This window comes from Gordonia jacobaea, from assembly GCF_001186365.1.
Taxonomy (GTDB): Bacteria; Actinomycetota; Actinomycetes; order Mycobacteriales; family Mycobacteriaceae; genus Gordonia; species Gordonia jacobaea.
In genome coordinates, this window is record NZ_LDTZ01000017.1 from 413,759 (window position 1) to 429,512 (window position 15,754).

13 protein-coding genes are annotated in these 15,754 nt (G+C 66.0%); 6 read left to right on the forward strand and 7 right to left on the reverse strand.

Annotation, left to right across the window (positions count from 1 at the left end; translation table 11 throughout):
- Positions 1-13: 13 nt before the first annotated feature.
- The 3 genes from ABW18_RS13115 to ABW18_RS13125 form a co-directional block, all read right to left on the reverse strand.
- Entirely contained in the window at positions 14-814 is an 801-nt protein-coding gene (locus ABW18_RS13115) for a family 1 encapsulin nanocompartment shell protein (protein ID WP_049699380.1), read from the reverse strand.
- Positions 815-878: 64 nt separating this feature from the next.
- Entirely contained in the window at positions 879-1,955 is a 1,077-nt protein-coding gene (locus ABW18_RS13120; protein WP_049699486.1) for a Dyp-type peroxidase, read from the reverse strand.
- Between the two features lie 98 nt (positions 1,956-2,053).
- The gene (locus ABW18_RS13125) at positions 2,054-3,730 is read right to left on the reverse strand and encodes an FAD-binding dehydrogenase (protein ID WP_414651996.1); all 1,677 of its coding nucleotides are present in this window, start codon (positions 3,728-3,730) and stop codon (positions 2,054-2,056) included.
- Positions 3,731-4,076: 346 nt separating this feature from the next.
- On the opposite strand from ABW18_RS13125, the gene ABW18_RS13130 reads away from it, so the two are divergent.
- Positions 4,077-5,036 (forward strand): alpha/beta hydrolase, encoded by a 960-nt coding sequence (locus ABW18_RS13130; protein ID WP_049699381.1) that lies wholly within the window; start codon positions 4,077-4,079, stop codon positions 5,034-5,036.
- A gap of 282 nt (positions 5,037-5,318) precedes the next feature.
- On the opposite strand, the gene pgfA is transcribed toward ABW18_RS13130, so the two are convergent.
- The 4 genes from pgfA to ABW18_RS13150 form a co-directional block, all read right to left on the reverse strand.
- Positions 5,319-6,881 (reverse strand): cell envelope lipid trafficking protein PgfA, encoded by a 1,563-nt coding sequence (gene pgfA / locus ABW18_RS13135; protein ID WP_049699382.1) that lies wholly within the window; start codon positions 6,879-6,881, stop codon positions 5,319-5,321.
- An 89-nt stretch (positions 6,882-6,970) separates the two neighbouring features.
- On the reverse strand, positions 6,971-8,341 hold the full coding sequence (locus ABW18_RS13140; protein WP_049699383.1) for an ABC1 kinase family protein: 1,371 nt from the start codon (positions 8,339-8,341) through the stop codon (positions 6,971-6,973).
- A 109-nt stretch (positions 8,342-8,450) separates the two neighbouring features.
- Positions 8,451-8,807 carry an ArsR/SmtB family transcription factor gene (locus ABW18_RS13145; protein ID WP_049699384.1) on the reverse strand — a complete coding sequence of 119 codons (357 nt, stop codon included), beginning with the start codon at positions 8,805-8,807 and terminating at the stop codon, positions 8,451-8,453.
- 9 nt (positions 8,808-8,816) lie between these two features.
- Positions 8,817-10,124, reverse strand: coding sequence for an MFS transporter (locus tag ABW18_RS13150; RefSeq protein WP_049699385.1), 1,308 nt, complete (start codon positions 10,122-10,124; stop codon positions 8,817-8,819).
- A gap of 79 nt (positions 10,125-10,203) precedes the next feature.
- Here ABW18_RS13150 and ABW18_RS13155 point away from each other — a divergent pair, with 79 nt between their 5' ends.
- The 5 genes from ABW18_RS13155 to ABW18_RS13175 all read left to right on the forward strand — a co-directional run bounded on the left by ABW18_RS13155 (position 10,204) and on the right by ABW18_RS13175 (position 15,753).
- The gene (locus ABW18_RS13155) at positions 10,204-12,291 is read left to right on the forward strand and encodes a heavy metal translocating P-type ATPase (RefSeq protein ID WP_049699386.1); all 2,088 of its coding nucleotides are present in this window, start codon (positions 10,204-10,206) and stop codon (positions 12,289-12,291) included.
- Between the two features lie 76 nt (positions 12,292-12,367).
- Complete coding sequence (gene nadB, locus ABW18_RS13160) at positions 12,368-14,041, forward strand: L-aspartate oxidase (protein ID WP_049699387.1); 1,674 nt, start codon at positions 12,368-12,370, stop codon at positions 14,039-14,041.
- A gap of 133 nt (positions 14,042-14,174) precedes the next feature.
- On the forward strand, positions 14,175-15,053 hold the full coding sequence (locus ABW18_RS13165; RefSeq protein WP_049699388.1) for a hypothetical protein: 879 nt from the start codon (positions 14,175-14,177) through the stop codon (positions 15,051-15,053).
- A gap of 110 nt (positions 15,054-15,163) precedes the next feature.
- Positions 15,164-15,499 carry a metal-sensitive transcriptional regulator gene (locus tag ABW18_RS13170; protein ID WP_049699488.1) on the forward strand — a complete coding sequence of 112 codons (336 nt, stop codon included), beginning with the start codon at positions 15,164-15,166 and terminating at the stop codon, positions 15,497-15,499.
- Positions 15,500-15,549: 50 nt separating this feature from the next.
- Positions 15,550-15,753: a heavy-metal-associated domain-containing protein gene (locus tag ABW18_RS13175; RefSeq protein WP_005203212.1), complete on the forward strand. Its 204-nt coding sequence runs from the start codon at positions 15,550-15,552 to the stop codon at positions 15,751-15,753.
- Position 15,754: the final 1 nt, after the last annotated feature.

The following is a 15,754-nucleotide window of genomic DNA, read 5'->3' on the forward strand; positions in this document are numbered from 1 at the left end:
CCGGGGGCTCGCGTCAGGCGGACGTCAATGCGACTGCCGCTTCACCGGTGTAGGTGAGGTAGGTGAAGGACTCCTGGAAGTACAGGTTCACTACGTCGGCGTCGTGCGAGTCGTAGCCGATCGACACATCCTGACCGATCGTCAGCTCGAAATCGCCTCCACGCGTGGACAATACGAACGCTCCGGTGATCGCGGGCGCCCACACGATCTCGCCGTCGATCAGACGCTGGATGTGCTGGCGGACCGGGTAGCCGTGATTCGACGTCTCGTTGACGAGGTTGTACACATCCGCTGCGAGTGCGATGGAGTAGGGCCCGTCGATCGACGCGAGCTTGAGCGTCGAGAGCGCCGCGCTGAACGCCTCGGGGTAGTCACGCACGTCCTCGGGCAGCGGGATGGGGGTTGCGGTGGCCTCGGCGCGGATGCCCGAGATGCCTGCGGCGGCGTAGCCCTCGAAGATCGCGCGGTCTTCGGCCAGCGCGAGTTCGCGCGCGGCGTCGACCACCGGATCCCAGTCCGAATCCTCCGCGCCGCGGTCGACGTCGTCGATGGCCTCGCGCGTGACGGTGAACGGCACCTTGAGTTCGATCAGCGGCTGAACGCTGCGCTTGAACGCCTGGATGCCGTCAGCGGGGGCGTCGATCTTGGTGCGGTGTCCGCGCGTGACCGACGACGCCTCGAGTCCGAGCGGTCCCTTGACGTCGACGAGTCGACGGCCCGCGATGTTGCGCTTGAACGACCGAGCCGCCTCTTCTTCGATGGCCTCCCAGGCGGACGCGGAGATGGGGGCGAGTTCGCGATGCAGGTTGTTCATGGTGCGTCTCCTGGTAGTCGGTGTTGGCGGCGAGTTGTGTTGTCAGGCAGAAGGTGCAGAGGAGTCACGAGGGGCGCAGCGATCCGATTCCCAGCGAGCCGTCGCCGGGGTCCGTCGGCTCGGGTGGCGGAACCGGCGATGCGGCGTCGAGCGTGACCGGCGCGGGTGCGTCGTGGGGAGCGTCGTCGTCGGAATCCGACTCGGCCGCGGGTGGGGCATCGGGGAGGTCGTCGAAGAAGTCGACGGTCGGGGTGAAGAACTGTGCCCCGGTGACGGCGGTGGTGAAGTCGAGCAGCCTGTCGTAGTTTCCGGCGGGATCGCCGATGAACATCTTGCGCAGCATCTCCTCGGTGACGTCGGGCGCCGAGGAATACGCGATGTAGAAGGTGCCGGAGTCGCCGATGCCCGAGGCCTCACCGTAGGGCATGTTGTCGCGGACGACGTCGATCTGCTCACCGTTGACGTCGTTGACCACATTGAGTGCGATGTGCGAGTTGGTCGGTTTCACGTCGTCGGACATCTCGATGTTGTCGAGTTTGGTTCGCCCGATCGCCGCCTCCTGGTCTTCGACGGAGATCGAATCCCATTCCTTGAAGTCGGTGACGTAGCGCTGGATGGCGACGTAACTACCGCCCGCGTACGCGGGGTCTTCGTCGCCGACCGTGATCGCGTCGATCGCGGCCTGGCCGACGGGATTCTCAGTGCCGTCGACGAAGCCGATGAGGTCGCGAAGGTCGAAGTAGCGGAAGCCGTGCACCTCGTCGACGACGGTGACCGCGTCGCCGAGTTCGCTCATCAGCATGCGGCCGAGCTCGTAGCAGAGGTCCATCGCGTCGGCCTTGAGGTGGAGCAGGAGGTCTGCGGGAGTCGCTGGGGCGGTGTGGACATCGCCCGCGTACTCGACGAAGGGTCGAAGCGACTTGGGGCGGTTGCCCGCAAACAAGCGGTCCCACGCGTCCGAGCCGATCGACACGATGCCCGCAAGTGCCTGCTCGGGCGCTCGGGACGATACGGAGTTGATGCGTGACCCGAGGACGTCGAACATTCCCCGGACAGCGTCCTCGCCACCCGCGTTGATCGTCAGGACGAGGAACAACGCGTGCTTTGTCTTGCGTGTCAGAATCGTCTGCGGTACGGGCACGGTTTTCACTCTAATGCAGCGCGCAATGCGCGCCGGTGAAAGTGTGTCCTCACAAAACTCAGGTCAGGCACGCCTGGTCGTGTACGACACTTTTCGGTTCAGCCGCGCGCGACCGCTCGTCCGGCGGCGCGGCCGGAGAAGATGCAACCGCCGAGGAACGTTCCCTCGAGCGCGTTGTATCCGTGCACGCCGCCGCCGCCGAATCCGGCGACCTCACCCGCGGCGTACAGGCCGTCGAATACCGAACCGTCTGGTCGCATCACAGCCGACTCGAGGTTGGTCTCGAGACCGCCCAACGTCTTTCGCGTCAGGATGTTCAGTCGCACCCCGATCAGCGGCCCGTGTTCAGGGTCAAGGATCTTGTGGGGCTTGGCCACGCGCACGATCTTGTCGCCGAGGAACTGGCGCGCGTTGGTGATCGCCATCAACTGCGCGTCCTTGGAGAATTTGTTGTCGATCTCGTTGTCGCGGGCGGAGATCACGCGCTCGACATGCTGCAGATCGAGCTTGGGGCCGCGGGTGATCTCGTTCATGCCTGCGATGAGTTCTGCGAGATTGTCGGCGACGACGAAGTCGCTGCCGTTCTTCAGAAAAGCCTCGACAGGACCGGGCGCGCCCTTGGCGAAACGACTCTTCGCGGCGAACTTCAGGTCTTTGTCCGTGATGTCGGGGTTCTGCTCCGAACCCGACAGCGCGAACTCCTTTTCGACGATCGACTGCGTCAGGATGAACCACGAGTAGTCGTGGCCGGTCGCGAGGATCTCGCGCATCGTCGAATTGGTATCGAAGCCAGGGAAGTTCGGCGGCTTGAGGCGATTGCCGTTGGCGTCGAGCCAGAGCGACGACGGCCCGGGGATGATGCGAATGGCATGGTCGGGCCAAATGGGATCCCAGTTGTGGATGCCCTCGGTGTAGTGCCACATGCGGTCGCGATTGACCAGGCTTGCGCCCGCTTCCTCGGCGATGCCGAGCATGCGACCGTCGACGTAGGCGGGGACGCCGGAGATCATCGTCTTCGGTGCGGGCCCGAGACGTTCCGTCGGCCAGTTCTTGCGGATGAGTTCGTGGTTGTGGCCGATGCCGCCGGTCGTCACGATGACCGCACCCGCTCGGATCTCGAAGTCGCTGATCTCGTCGCGGTTCGACGCCTCGCCGCGCCCGGCGGCGGTCGGGGCGAGCTTTGACCCGCGCACACCGACAGCGGTGCCGTCTTCGACGACGATCTCGTCGACGCGATGTCGGAAGCGGAACTCGACGAGTCCGCGACGCTCGGCGTCGAGCACGGGTTCGGCGAAGATCCGGACCACCTCGGGGCCGGTGCCCCAGGTCAGATGGAAGCGGGGTACGGAGTTGCCGTGGCCGTCGGCGAAACCGCCGCCGCGTTCAGCCCAGCCGACGACCGGCGTGATGCGCAGGCCGAGGTCATGCAGGTACTGACGCTTCTCGGTGGCTGCGAAGTCGACGTAGGCGCGAGCCCACTGTCGAGGCCAGTAGTCCTCGTCGTCGCGGTCGAAACCCGCAGAGCCCATCCAGTCCTGAAGGGCGAGTTCCGCTGAATCGTGGATGCCGAGACGACGCTGCTCGGGAGTGTCGACGAGGAAGAGTCCGCCCAGCGACCAGAACGCCTGCCCACCGAGGTTGTTGCGGTTCTCCTGGTCGACGACGATCACCCGACGACCCGCCTTGGTGAGTTCGTAGGTCGCGACGAGTCCGGCAAGGCCGGACCCGACAACGATGGCGTCGGCTTGTCCTGCATCCACGTGCGCTGTGTTCACGAGAGCCTTCCTCGATATGTCCTGCTTGTGGGATCGACCCTATCCCCGGGGCCCTTGGTGAGGTAGCGCCGACGGGTATCGAGATGTGACGACCGACATGTGACAATTGGGCGCCCTGTGACCTAGTTGACGCAGCGCAGGTATGGACCGCGCGTGTGACGTGGGTAATGATCATCTGCGTGTCTCAACCGACGGTCAAGGGTCGATGTACCTTTTGCTGCTGCGTTATGCAGCCGTTACACTCTGTCGCGTTGGGGACCAACTCAGTCGGTATGGCCGCTGACCCCCATTTCCTGCCCGTATGAACGAGGCCCGTCCGGGTCAAGATCGTAAGGACTCTTCTCATATGTTGACTCGTGCGCGCAAGCGCCTCGTTGCCGCTGTGGGCGCCATGGCGGCGCTCGGCGGCCTGACCATGGCCGTGGCCCCTGAAGCCCACGCGGCCGGCCAGACCGAATACGTGTATTCCGCATCGATGCACAAGAACATCCCGGTTCGCATCGTCGACGGTGGTGGCGGCGGCCCCAAGCCCACCCTCTACCTGCTCGACGGTCTGCGGGCTCCCAACAACACCAGCGGTTGGCTGCAGAACAACACCGGCGCCGACCGCTTCATGGCCGGCAAGGGCACCAACCTGGTCATCCCCTTCGGCGGTGGCGGCAGCTTCTACACAGACTGGGAGCGTCCCGACCCCAAGCTGGGCGTGAACAAGTGGGAAACGTTCCTGACACGCGAACTGCCCGCGTACATGAAGAAGAACCACAACTCCGACAACCGTCGTAACGGCATCGCGGGTCTGTCGATGTCGGGAACGTCGGCGCTGAACCTTGCGTCGCGGCACCCGGGCTTCTACAAGGCGGTCGCGTCCTACAGCGGCTACCCGACCGTCACCTTCCCCGGCTTCACGCAGGGCATCCAGGCGTCGGTCGCGACCATGGGCGGCGACCCCAACAACATGTGGGGCTTCTACCCGGCAGGCCAGTGGTTCCAGAACGACCCGTTCCTGAGTGCCAACAACCTGGCCGGCGACTACGTGTACCTGTCGTCGGGCACCGGACTCGGCAGCAAGTTCGACAGCTCGATCAACCCGACGAGCGCGAACTTCAACCCGGTCAAGTTCTCGCAGATGGTTCCGCTCGAGGTGGCCGCATCGGTCAGCACGCGGCTCTACATCCCGCGCGTCGCAGCGGTCCCGGGCGTCAAGCTCACCACGCATGTGACCCCGGACGGCGACCACTGGTGGGACTACTGGCAGGAGAACTTCCGCCAGTCGTGGAACACCACCTTCCGCCCCGCGTTCTTCTGAGCCTGAGGCTAGGTAGCTGAACGACTGCACAACTGAACACGACGAGGGCCGGCGATCGGATCGATCGCCGGCCCTCGTCGTTGTGTTGTGTGCGGGTAAGTGGTTTCGACTTGGCTGCTCGCTCCGCTCGCGGCCGCTCAACCAGCGGGAAAGGCGGCTCAACCAGCGGATAGGGCGGCTCAAACAGCGGGATAGTGGTTTCGACTCGGCTGCTCGCTCCGCTCGCGGCCGCTCAACCAGCGAGGGGTGAGCCGGCCCGACCAGCGGCGAGCTAGCCGCGGCCTACTCGCCCGAGTCCTGCGTGCCGCGGCGGCGGAAGGCGCGGGCCTCGTCGAGCGCGGAGCGCGGGGTGTCGGATGAGTCGTCATCGACTGCGGGCACCTGGCGGGTCGGCTGGTCGTCGCCCTCCGGGGCGTCGGAGGCCGTGGGACCTTCGACGCGCGGGATGCGCTGAGTCGGGCGGTCCCACATGTACGCGTCGTCGTCCTCGTCGGCGTTCGCTTCCGTCCCAGCCGCACCGATCGAGGTCGTCGCGGCGTCGTCCGTGTCGTCGGCCGCGGCGTGGCGGTTGCGGCCAGCAAGGCCTGCACCCGCGGCTGTTCCGGCGAGGGCGGTCGTTGTCGCGGCGCTGCTGCGATCGGACTCGCGTTTGTCGAAGAAGCCCGGTTCGTCGTCGTAGACGTCGGGGTTCTCGAGGTTCTTGTCGGCGCTGTTACGTGTCCGCCAGATGATGAGAATCCATGCGAGGAGGAGTAGTGCTCCGACGATGCCGAGGATGAGCGGCAACCAGAATCCGCCGAGCTTGAGCAGATTCATGTAGTGGCCAGCGCGATCAGCCTGCGCGTTGACGGTGCCGTCTGCCCACTGGAACGTGGCCTTCAGGGCGTCGAGCTTGAAATCGCGGACCGGTGCGGGCGTTCCGTCGCTCTGGTCGGGCGACTTGAAGTACTGGCGCTGGTCCTCGCGGCCGTTGACGATGGTGCCGGTCTCGGGCTCGACGAAGACGTGCCGCGTCGCCGATGCGTAGCGATGCATCGTGATCTTGTCGTCGGGCTTCACGCCGCGCCCGGTGATTCCCCACCACTTCGCGGGCATCGTGAGCATCGTGCCCAGCGCGGCCTCACCCTGTGCGTTGGGCAGCGACGAGAGGTCGGTCTCGGGAACCTCGGAGACGAATTCGTAGGTCTTGACCCCGTTGAAGGTCTTCTCACCGACGTACTTGGCAGGCTGATCCTGGCGGGTGTTGAGGTCGTAGTACAGGTACGACCGCTTCTTGACGTTGAAGCCGAACTTGTACTGGAACCCCTTACGGTCGGGCAACTGGACCGACACGTCCTTGACGTTCACGCCCTCCGGTGCGGCCTCGAGCTGCAGTGCGCTGACGGTGCCGTTGGGCACCGACGTCTTGCGGTTGACCGAAACCCTGTCGATGGTTGCGGTGAGCAGGCCGTCGTCGCATTTCAGGTCGCCGTCGGCGCGCGGGGCCGGTGGGTCTGTCTCCTTGCCGTCGGCGTCGCGGATGCGGTCGATCTGGACGGTTTGCGCCGACTGCAGAGTGGCCTGTCGCTTGTCCGAAGGCTCGATGATCACGCTTCGACGCTGCTGCGTCAGGTGTGCGTCAAGCGTGCGGGCCTTGGGCTGTGAGACCGAGCAGCGATCGAAGATGACCGCCGGGAACCGTTCGCCGGCCGATCCGTCGGCAGGAACCGTCGAGGCAACGGAAGTGATGTCGAGATCGAGTGGCACCACCCGCAACTGAGGCACCAGGAACGCCGGGATGGCGATCGCCGCGGTAATGCAAGCAACCCCGAGGAATGCCAGCAGCGCCAGCCAAACTCGTCTCATTCTCGACTCCTGTGCGGTTCGGCCTGGCCCGTCGTGTCGACGAGCAGGCCACGGTCAACGCTCTCACCCTAATGGTCGGCCAACGGGAATCAGCCCATGCCGGTGCGATCGGCACGCCTGTCCCGTTCGGCTTCTTTCATGATTCCGGCCATGTAGCCGTAGATCTCCGCGTCCGACATCGCCTTCCAGCGCGGTGCCAGCAGCTTCATGTACTTCTCGACGTAGAGCAGTTGCTTTCCGACGAGCACCAACTCGCGCGGCAACCGGGCGTCGTGTGCCCGTGCGACCGCCGCGAGTTGTCGCCCGAGGTCGGTGTAGCTCATGTCGCCGAGATCCGTGGTCGACAGCGGTGTGGTGATCTTGCGGATGTCAGCCCCACCCTGTGTCGTCGAACCGGGGTTACGCACAGCGCCCAGCAAGAAGATGGCGCGACCCGCCGATTCGTAGTCGTTGCGGACGATCAGGTCGACGACGAGCTGACGCAGGATGCGTCGGGTGCGTGGTGTGAAGCGTCCGACGATGCCGAAGTCGAGCAGCACCAGGCGACCGTCTGCGTCGACGAGGACGTTGCCGGCGTGGAGGTCGCCGTGGAACAAGCCGCCGTGAAACGCCGACTCGAGCAGCGACAGCAACAGGTTTCGGCACAGCGCGACCCCATCGTGTCCGGCGGCGCGCACAGCGGCGGCGTCGTCGATGCGGGTGGCGTAGATGCGTTCCATCGTCATGACGCGCGCGGTGGTCAGGTCGTCGTAGACGTGGGGAACGCGGACGCGATCTCCGAACTGTCCCGGTTTGAGACATTCGTACCATTCGCGCATGGCGTCGGCCTCATTGCGGAAATCGAGCTCGGCGTCGAGACCGTCGGCAAAATCCTCGACGACGTGTCGCGCCGACAACATCCGGCCGTACTCCGAGATCTCGGCAAGGCTGGCGAGTCGTTCGAGGATCGCGACGTCGGGTGCGAGTCGCTCGGCGATTCCAGGGCGTTGGATTTTGACGACGACCTCGTCGCCGTTGTGCAGCCTCGCGGTGTGGACCTGGGCGATGGATGCCGATGCGATCGGCTCGGGGTCGAACTCGGCGAAGACGTCATCGGGTGCGCGGCCGATCTCGTCGATGAAAACCTGTCGGATCTCATCGGGGTCGGCGGGTGGCACGCTGTCGAGGAGCGACTCGAACTCCGATGCCAACGTCTCGGTGAAGACACCGGGACTCGACGTGATGAGTTGTCCGAGCTTTACGTAGGTGGGGCCGAGATGCTCGAAGGTCGCGCGCACCTGCGCCGCCGCGCGCTTGCCACTCGGTGCGCGCAGATGCGCTGCGTCGAATGCGGTGTCAAGGAGGAATCTGCCGACGCCGAGCGTTGCGTGGGCGGTGGTCACACCGAGGCGCGTGACCTCGGCGATCGGCGACGCCGGGCGTAGACGCGCGTGGCGACCGTCGTCAACTGTGCTGTCCATATTCCCCCCTGCTCGTCGTGCTTGCGGGTTCCCGCGTCGCGCCCAGTGTAGGAGGTCGGTGTCGGGAATCGGACAAGGCGTACGAACGGCCCAGGTATCGGGTCGCGCCTCAGCCGTGCTCGGGCTCCCCTGAAACGCGGTGGTCGGCGTGGTTGAGAGCCTCGGCGATGACCCTGCCGACGTGCCCGTCGCGTAGGCGGTAGATGATTCGACGCCCCTCGCGTCTGGTGTCGACGAGCCCGGTGAAGCGCAGTTTTGCCAGATGCTGACTGACCGCGGTCCGCGACGCTCCGACGGCCTCGGTCAGAGCGGTGACGTCACGCTCCTCGTCGCGCAACAGCCACAGGATGTGCAGCCGCGTGGGGTCGGACAGCATGGTGAAGAGCGCTGTTGCGGTACCGAGGAGCTCGGGGTCGGGACTGACCCGGTGCTCGAGGCTCGGGGCAGGGGTGGCTGCCTGTTTCATCGGCGGTGATCACCGTTCGTCGGCGGTTGCGGTTGCTCGGTTCATCGTAAGTGAGATCCGCGGGTGGATTCGTAGGTTCGCCGGTCGTGTGTTCGCTGTTCGGGTGGTAGTCGCTGGTCGCCAGCTGTACGCGGCACCGACGAGTCCGAGCAGCGCGAGCGCCGACAGCACGAGCGCACACGCCGCTTGCCCGCTGGTCGACGTGCCGAGACCCGCGAGGGGATAGGCCACCAGAAACGCGGCGTGTGAGAGCGAGAACTGTGCGGTGAACACGTCGTCGCGGTCGGCGTCGGTGCTGTGATCGCGCAGCAGACGCGCGGTACCGGTCGAGATGATCGACGTCGCGGCACCGAGAACCGCCCAGAGTGCGAGCAAAGAGATGTACGACGGCGCGCCCAACCACGCCGCCATCCCGGCAACGCCGATCACGCAGGCGAGGGCACAGGCCAACATCGGTCGTGAAGTTCCCGCGCGTCGGAAGATCAGCGGCCCGAGGATCGCCGCGGCGATCGACCCCGCGCCGAACGCGGCGAAGGCCACCGCGACCGCCGTCGCGGAACCTCCGAGGTCGGCTCGAACGAAGACCACGGTGCCGACCATGACCAGTGCGGTTGCCGCGGCGACGACGACGTTGACCCACAACACGCCGCGAAATGCGCTGCGCGCCAGCATGATTCGACAACCCGCGAAGGTTCGGCGGGCGAAGCTTTCGGCGGAATTGGGGGCGCGCGTTTCGTTGATGCGGCGGCCGTTGATGCCCCTGCGGCACGAGATGACGAGGGTGGCGGACGCGGCAAAGCCGAGCGCGGTGCCGACGAACAGCGTCGAGTACGACACGACGGTCAGCAGTGCCGCTGCGATCAGCGGGCTGCCGACGGATTCGAGGTCGTAGGCGATCCGCGATGCCGCGACGGCCGATGAGTAGTCGTCACCGTCGTCGACCACACGCGCGATGGTTGCGGAGAAGGTCGGAGTGAAGGTCGCCGACGCGGTCTGCAAGGCGAACACCAGGAGATAGATCTGCCAGACGTGGCCGACCCAGGGCAGACAGCAGGCCATTGCGACACGTACGACGTCTGCGCCGACGAGCACTCGCGAGGCCGGTAGGGCGGTGACGAGCGCGCGCATCACGGGGGCCATCACGACGTACGCGACCATCTTCACCGCGAGTGCCGTGCCAAGAACCCGTCCGGCGTCGGGGCCCGCGAGGTCGTAGGCGAGCAGACCCAACGCAACGGTGAGCAGGCCAGTGCCCAGCAGAGACACCACCTGCGCGCCGTAGAGCCGACGGAAAGTCGGATAGGTGAATGCCCGCACAGGGCGATATTAAGCTATATGTGCGCATCTGCGCACATATACGCGTGCGATACATACCCTAGGGGGGTATAAAGGGGATATGGAAACGCACGGGCACGCGCCCAAGGGCGCAGAACCAGGTAGCGACGAACACATGGGCCACGAGCACATGGACCACGGCAACATGAACCACGGGGATATGGCGCACGGGCACATGGACCACGTCGCGATGTTCCGACGGTTGTTCTGGATCATGTGCGTGATCGCGATCCCGGTCGTTGTGGCTTCGCCCATGTTCGGGTCGATCGTCGGCTACACCGTCCCCGACAACGCGGTGCGCCTGATCTCGCCGGTGCTCGGCACGGTCATGTACCTCTGGGGCGGACGGCCGTTCCTGACCGGTGCCGTAAGCGAACTTCGCTCGCGCACACCCGGAATGATGACCCTCATCGCGCTGGCGATCACGGTCGCATTCGTTGCGTCGTGGGGTGCGTCGCTTCACCTGCTCCCGCACGATCTCGACTTCTGGTGGGAGCTGGCACTTCTCATCGTCATCATGCTGCTCGGGCACTGGATAGAGATGCGCTCGATCGCGCAGACCACGTCGGCACTCGATTCGCTCGCATCACTGATGCCGGACGAAGCCGAGCGCGTCGTCGGCGATCCGGGTAGTGGGCAGACCGAGATGGTCGCCCCGGCCGACCTCGTCGAGGGCGACGTGGTGATCGCGCGTCCAGGGGGCAGGGTGCCCGCGGACGGTGTAATCATCGACGGCACAGCAGAACTCGACGAGTCGATGATCACCGGAGAGTCTGATCTCGTCACCCGCAAGGTCGGCGACAAGGTGGTCGCAGGAACGGTCACCGCCGACTCGGCGATCACGGTGAGGGTCAGAGCTGTCGGCGACGACACGACGCTCGCGGGCATCCAGCGCCTTGTCGCGCAGGCGCAGAATTCGACGTCGCGTGCGCAACGACTCGCCGATCGTGCTGCGGGCTGGCTCTTTTGGTTCGCGCTTGGCGCCGCGGCGCTGACCGCCATCATCTGGACGGCGATCGGACAACCCGAGGACGCAGTCATCCGCACGATCACGGTGCTGGTCATCGCGTGCCCGCACGCACTCGGACTCGCGATACCGCTGGTGGTCTCGATCGCCACCGAACGTGCCGCCCGGATGGGTGTGCTCGTCACCAATCGGATCGCGCTCGAAACCCTTCGGCAAATCGACGTCGTCTGCTTCGACAAGACCGGAACGCTTACTCGTGGACGGCCCGAGGTGACCGATATCGTTGCGCGCGAGGGGTATTCGAAGGACGAGCTTCTCGGTCTCGCAGCGTCGGCCGAATTGCAGAGCGAGCACCCGCTCGCCCGCGCCATCGTGCGCGCCGCGCAGGACAGGGGAGTGAGCACCGCTCCGTCGAAGGATTTCAGTACGCACGCCGCAACGGGTGTGCGCGCTGTCGTCGACGGTCGGCAGGTGTCCGTGGGCGGTCCAAGGCTCGTCGAAAACGTGACGGTTCCAAATGATCTCGCCTCTGCTGCACAGGATCTTCGGGGAAACACGGTGCTGTACATCATGATCGACGGCAAGGTAGTCGGCGTGATCGCACTCGCCGACGAACCGCGTCCCGAATCGGCACAGGCGGTCGCCGAGCTCCGTGACCGCGGCATCGAGTCGGTGATGATCACCGGCGATGCCCGAGACGTCGCCGACCGGGTGGCCAAGGCGGTGGGCATCACCGAGGTACACGCGCAGGTGCGGCCGGAAGACAAGGAGCAGATCGTCTCCGAGCTGCAGAAGCAGGGCCACACCGTTGCCTTCGTCGGTGACGGTGTCAACGACGCGCCTGCGCTCGCGCGCGCCGACGTCGGTATCGCAATCGGCGCGGGTACCGATGTGGCGATCGGGTCGGCCGGCGTCGTGCTCGCGGGAGACGACCCGCGGACCGTCGTGTCGGCGATCGAGCTCTCGCGCAAGGCGTACCGCAAGATGAAGCAGAACCTCTGGTGGGCCGCCGGGTACAACCTCATCTCTGTGCCGCTGGCGGCGGGCATCCTCGCGCCGATCGGGTTCGTGCTCCCGATGGCGGTCGGGGCCCTGCTGATGTCGTTGTCGACGATCATCGTCGCGCTCAACGCTCAACTCCTGCGTCGAGCCGATCTACACGAACCGCGAATCTCGGCGTAGTCTTCGTGGAGGGTTTTCGACTGTGGGTCGAAAACACTCGGGGTCGACAACATCGATTCGGCGAAGGAGCACGCACATGGGGCTCGATCTGGCACGTGCCGATCTCGTCGTGGTCGGGGCGGGGGTCGCGGGACTCACCGCTGCACTGCACGCAGCAGAGCTCGGGCTACGCGTGGTGATCTGCAACAAAGGTGCTGCGTACAGCCCTGAATCGCTTCAAGGTGCCGGATCGCTTGAACATTCAGGGCGGCCGGTCGAACACAGCACGTCGACGTACTACGCGCAGGGCGGCGTCGCAGTGGTCGCACCCGACGATGTCGACGACAGCGTCGAATTGCACCTGCACGACACGCTGGCCGCCGGTGCGGGACTCGGCGATGCCGAGATCTCGCGGGAGATCCTCGCTGACGGATGGTCTGCGGTGTCGCGCCTGCTCGGATGGGGTGCGCAGTTCGATTGCGATGCCTCGGGGAGATTCACCCGTACGCGCGAGGGCGGGCACAGCGTGCGTCGGATCATCCATTCCGGCGGCGACGCCACGGGCGCGCAGATTCAGCTGGCACTGTCGGAGGCCGTCGCCACCGTGATTCGACGCGGCGATGTGCGCGTTCTCGACGACTGCACTGTCACCCGCGTCCTCACCGTGAACGGGCGCGCCGTCGGCGTCGCGTACCTCGGCGCGGACGGACCGGGAGTGGTGCATGCCCCGACGGTGTTGCTCGCGACGGGCGGCAGCGGACACCTTTTTGCCGCGACCACCAACCCGGCGGGCGCCACGGCAGACGGCCTCGCGCTCGCACTACGCGCGGGTGCCGACGTTGCCGACCTCGAGTTCGTTCAGTTCCACCCGACGATGCTCTACACGCCGGGAGCGCGAGGTCGGCGCACGCTGGTCACAGAGGCCATCCGAGGCGAGGGCGGACGTCTCGTCGACGCCGACGGAAAATCGGTGACCGAGGGCGTCCATCCGCTCGGCGACCTGGCACCGCGCGACGTCGTCGCCAACGCCGTGACGGCGGCGATGGAACGCACCGGACATCCGTGCGTGTACCTCGACATCTCGGCGATCGACGACTTCGTCACACGGTTCCCGACGGTCACCGCCGGACTGCGCACGGCCGGCCTCGACCCAGCGGACGGGCGCATCCCGGTGGTGCCGGGCGCCCACTATCAGTGCGGTGGCGTCTTCACCGACGCGCACGGGCGCACGACGGTCGCAGGTCTACTCGCGGCAGGCGAGGTAGCCCGCACCGGGCTGCACGGCGCCAACCGGCTCGCATCCAATTCGCTGCTCGAAGGGCTGGTGATGGGTGTCCGTGCTGCCGATGTCGCAGCGATGGCCGGCACCGACGTCGTCGCCGAGGCGATCGGGTCACTCGGCGACGAGCCCGGTGTCGAGCAGGTGGTGGACCGAGAGGTGCTGCAGGATGCGATGTCGCGTTTCGTCGGGTTGCGCCGCGACGCGGAGGGACTCGGGCGAGTCGCGGCGATGCTCGACGATGCGAGTCCACGCGTCCTCGCGACGCGGCGCGACGTCGAAGATGCGGCGTTGACACTTGCCGCGCGGGCCGTCGTGACGGCCGCCCTGGCGCGGACCAGCTCACGCGGGTGCCATGTGCGTACCGACGAGCAGTACCCGGGTACGGATCATCACGGGACCGGCGAACAGCGCTCGCGACCCTTCCGATTGGTCGACGGCAACATCTGCGCCGTCGGGGTAGAAGTGCCGGCGCTGACTTCCGTAGACTGACGCCGGGGAGAGGGTCGGTCGACGCACCGCACGGCCGTGATGACAGTCGATTCGACTGTGACGTGCCGGGTAATCGCGAGTAGCGTCGTCGCCACACGTAAGCAGCGCGTATTCGGGCCGATGGGAGGACCGTATGGACGGCCAGGGTTGCTGGTCAACGGTTGTGTGCTCCGCGGAGGAACGTCGTGCGCTCGGTTTGAGCGGGTCGTCGGAATGGTTGCTGCAGTGTCGGCTGGCGGCCGGACACGCGGGTAACCACGCCACGGATGCGAGTGCTCGACCGCGAAGCGACAGACGTCTCTGGCTCGAGTGGAACGACTTCGACGACCGCGCGCAATCGCTCATCGAGCGCAACCCGTGCCCGGTCCCGTCGCCCGAGGGAGCGCGCTGCGTCTTCTTCAACGGACACGGCGGCCCGCACTTCTATGCCCGATCGAACGGGCATGCCCCGAGCCCTCGTCCCGGCAGTGGTGGTCCCCGGCGCGCGCCCGGTGGCGATGCCCGGGAGCCCGTCGGTGCACCCGATCAGCCGCAGCGCAGCGGCCCGTCGACCGGCGATCTCCCGATCGCCGCGGGTAACGCCGGGTCGCATCGGCTCGACGATCCGCGCGGGTCGTCGCTCCGTGAGGCCCCACCCGCACAGCATCCGGTCTCGTCACATTCGGGGTCAGGCCAGTCGGGGTCAGGCCAGTCGGCTGCGGCACACGCCTACCGCGGTGGACGCCGGTCGACCAACGCTGAACCACCCTCGACGCCTGTCTACCAAGCCAACAGGCACCAGGCTCTCGACGTCGCTGGTCAGCGGTCCGTCGAGCAGCCTCAACCGCTGTCACCTCAACCCCCGTCAACCCAACCACCGTCACCTCGACCCCCGACGCCGCAGCGCGTCGATCCGTTGCAGGGTGGTCACCCGACATCCGGGGCGCAGCCCGATCCGGTGAGTGACGCGCTACACGAGGTTGCCGCGGCGTTGTCGAAGCTCGCCGACGCGCTCCATCACGCGCGCTCCTGAGATGTCTCTCGTCTTCCGCTCTCAGCTGTTGGCTATCCAGATACCCTAGGGGGGTACCGTTTATTGTCATTTCCTGGTATACCGGTGAGGGGTATACGAGGAGAGTGACCATGACCGTAGACGCGACACCGGACGCCGGGGCCAATACAGACGCCGAGCACAACGCACACGGGTACATCACGCGCAAAGACGACTACCTCAAGCGTCTTCGACGCATCGAGGGTCAGGCGCGTGGGCTTCAACGCATGGTCGACGACGAGGAGTACTGCATCGACATCCTCACCCAGTTGTCGGCAATGACCAAAGCGCTGCAGGCCGTTGGGCTCGGTCTGCTCGAAGACCATATGAACCATTGCGTGGTGCACGCCGCGCAGGAGAGCGACGAGGCCGGCCGAGCCAAGGTCGACGAGGCAATGGCCGCGATCGCCCGGCTCGTCAAGTCCTGATGCAGCCGACCACTACGACGATCAACCATTACGAAAGGTAACCGAACACAATGACTACGAGCACCTACACCGTCACCGGCATGACCTGCGGGCACTGCGTCGCATCGGTTCGCGAAGAGATCGGCGAGATCCCCGGCGTGAACAATGTCGACGTGACTTTGGAGACGGGCGTCGTCGAGATCTCCAGCGATCGCGAACTCGCTCGCGACGAGGTTTCCGACGCCGTGTCCGAAGCCGGATACGAGCTGGTCTGAC

What these genes read in the sequence shown, in the direction of transcription:
- ABW18_RS13175 (WP_005203212.1), top strand. Translation starts at nt 15,550, where the DNA reads ATGACTACGAGCACCTACACCGTCACCGGCATGACCTGCGGGCACTGC.
- ABW18_RS13145 (WP_049699384.1), bottom strand. Translation starts at nt 8,807, where the DNA reads ATGAAACAGGCAGCCACCCCTGCCCCGAGCCTCGAGCACCGGGTCAGT.
- ABW18_RS13170 (WP_049699488.1), top strand. Translation starts at nt 15,164, where the DNA reads ATGACCGTAGACGCGACACCGGACGCCGGGGCCAATACAGACGCCGAG.
- ABW18_RS13140 (WP_049699383.1), bottom strand. Translation starts at nt 8,341, where the DNA reads ATGGACAGCACAGTTGACGACGGTCGCCACGCGCGTCTACGCCCGGCG.
- ABW18_RS13115 (WP_049699380.1), bottom strand. Translation starts at nt 814, where the DNA reads ATGAACAACCTGCATCGCGAACTCGCCCCCATCTCCGCGTCCGCCTGG.
- nadB (WP_049699387.1), top strand. Translation starts at nt 12,368, where the DNA reads ATGGGGCTCGATCTGGCACGTGCCGATCTCGTCGTGGTCGGGGCGGGG.
- ABW18_RS13165 (WP_049699388.1), top strand. Translation starts at nt 14,175, where the DNA reads ATGGACGGCCAGGGTTGCTGGTCAACGGTTGTGTGCTCCGCGGAGGAA.
- ABW18_RS13155 (WP_049699386.1), top strand. Translation starts at nt 10,204, where the DNA reads ATGGAAACGCACGGGCACGCGCCCAAGGGCGCAGAACCAGGTAGCGAC.
- ABW18_RS13130 (WP_049699381.1), top strand. Translation starts at nt 4,077, where the DNA reads ATGTTGACTCGTGCGCGCAAGCGCCTCGTTGCCGCTGTGGGCGCCATG.
- pgfA (WP_049699382.1), bottom strand. Translation starts at nt 6,881, where the DNA reads ATGAGACGAGTTTGGCTGGCGCTGCTGGCATTCCTCGGGGTTGCTTGC.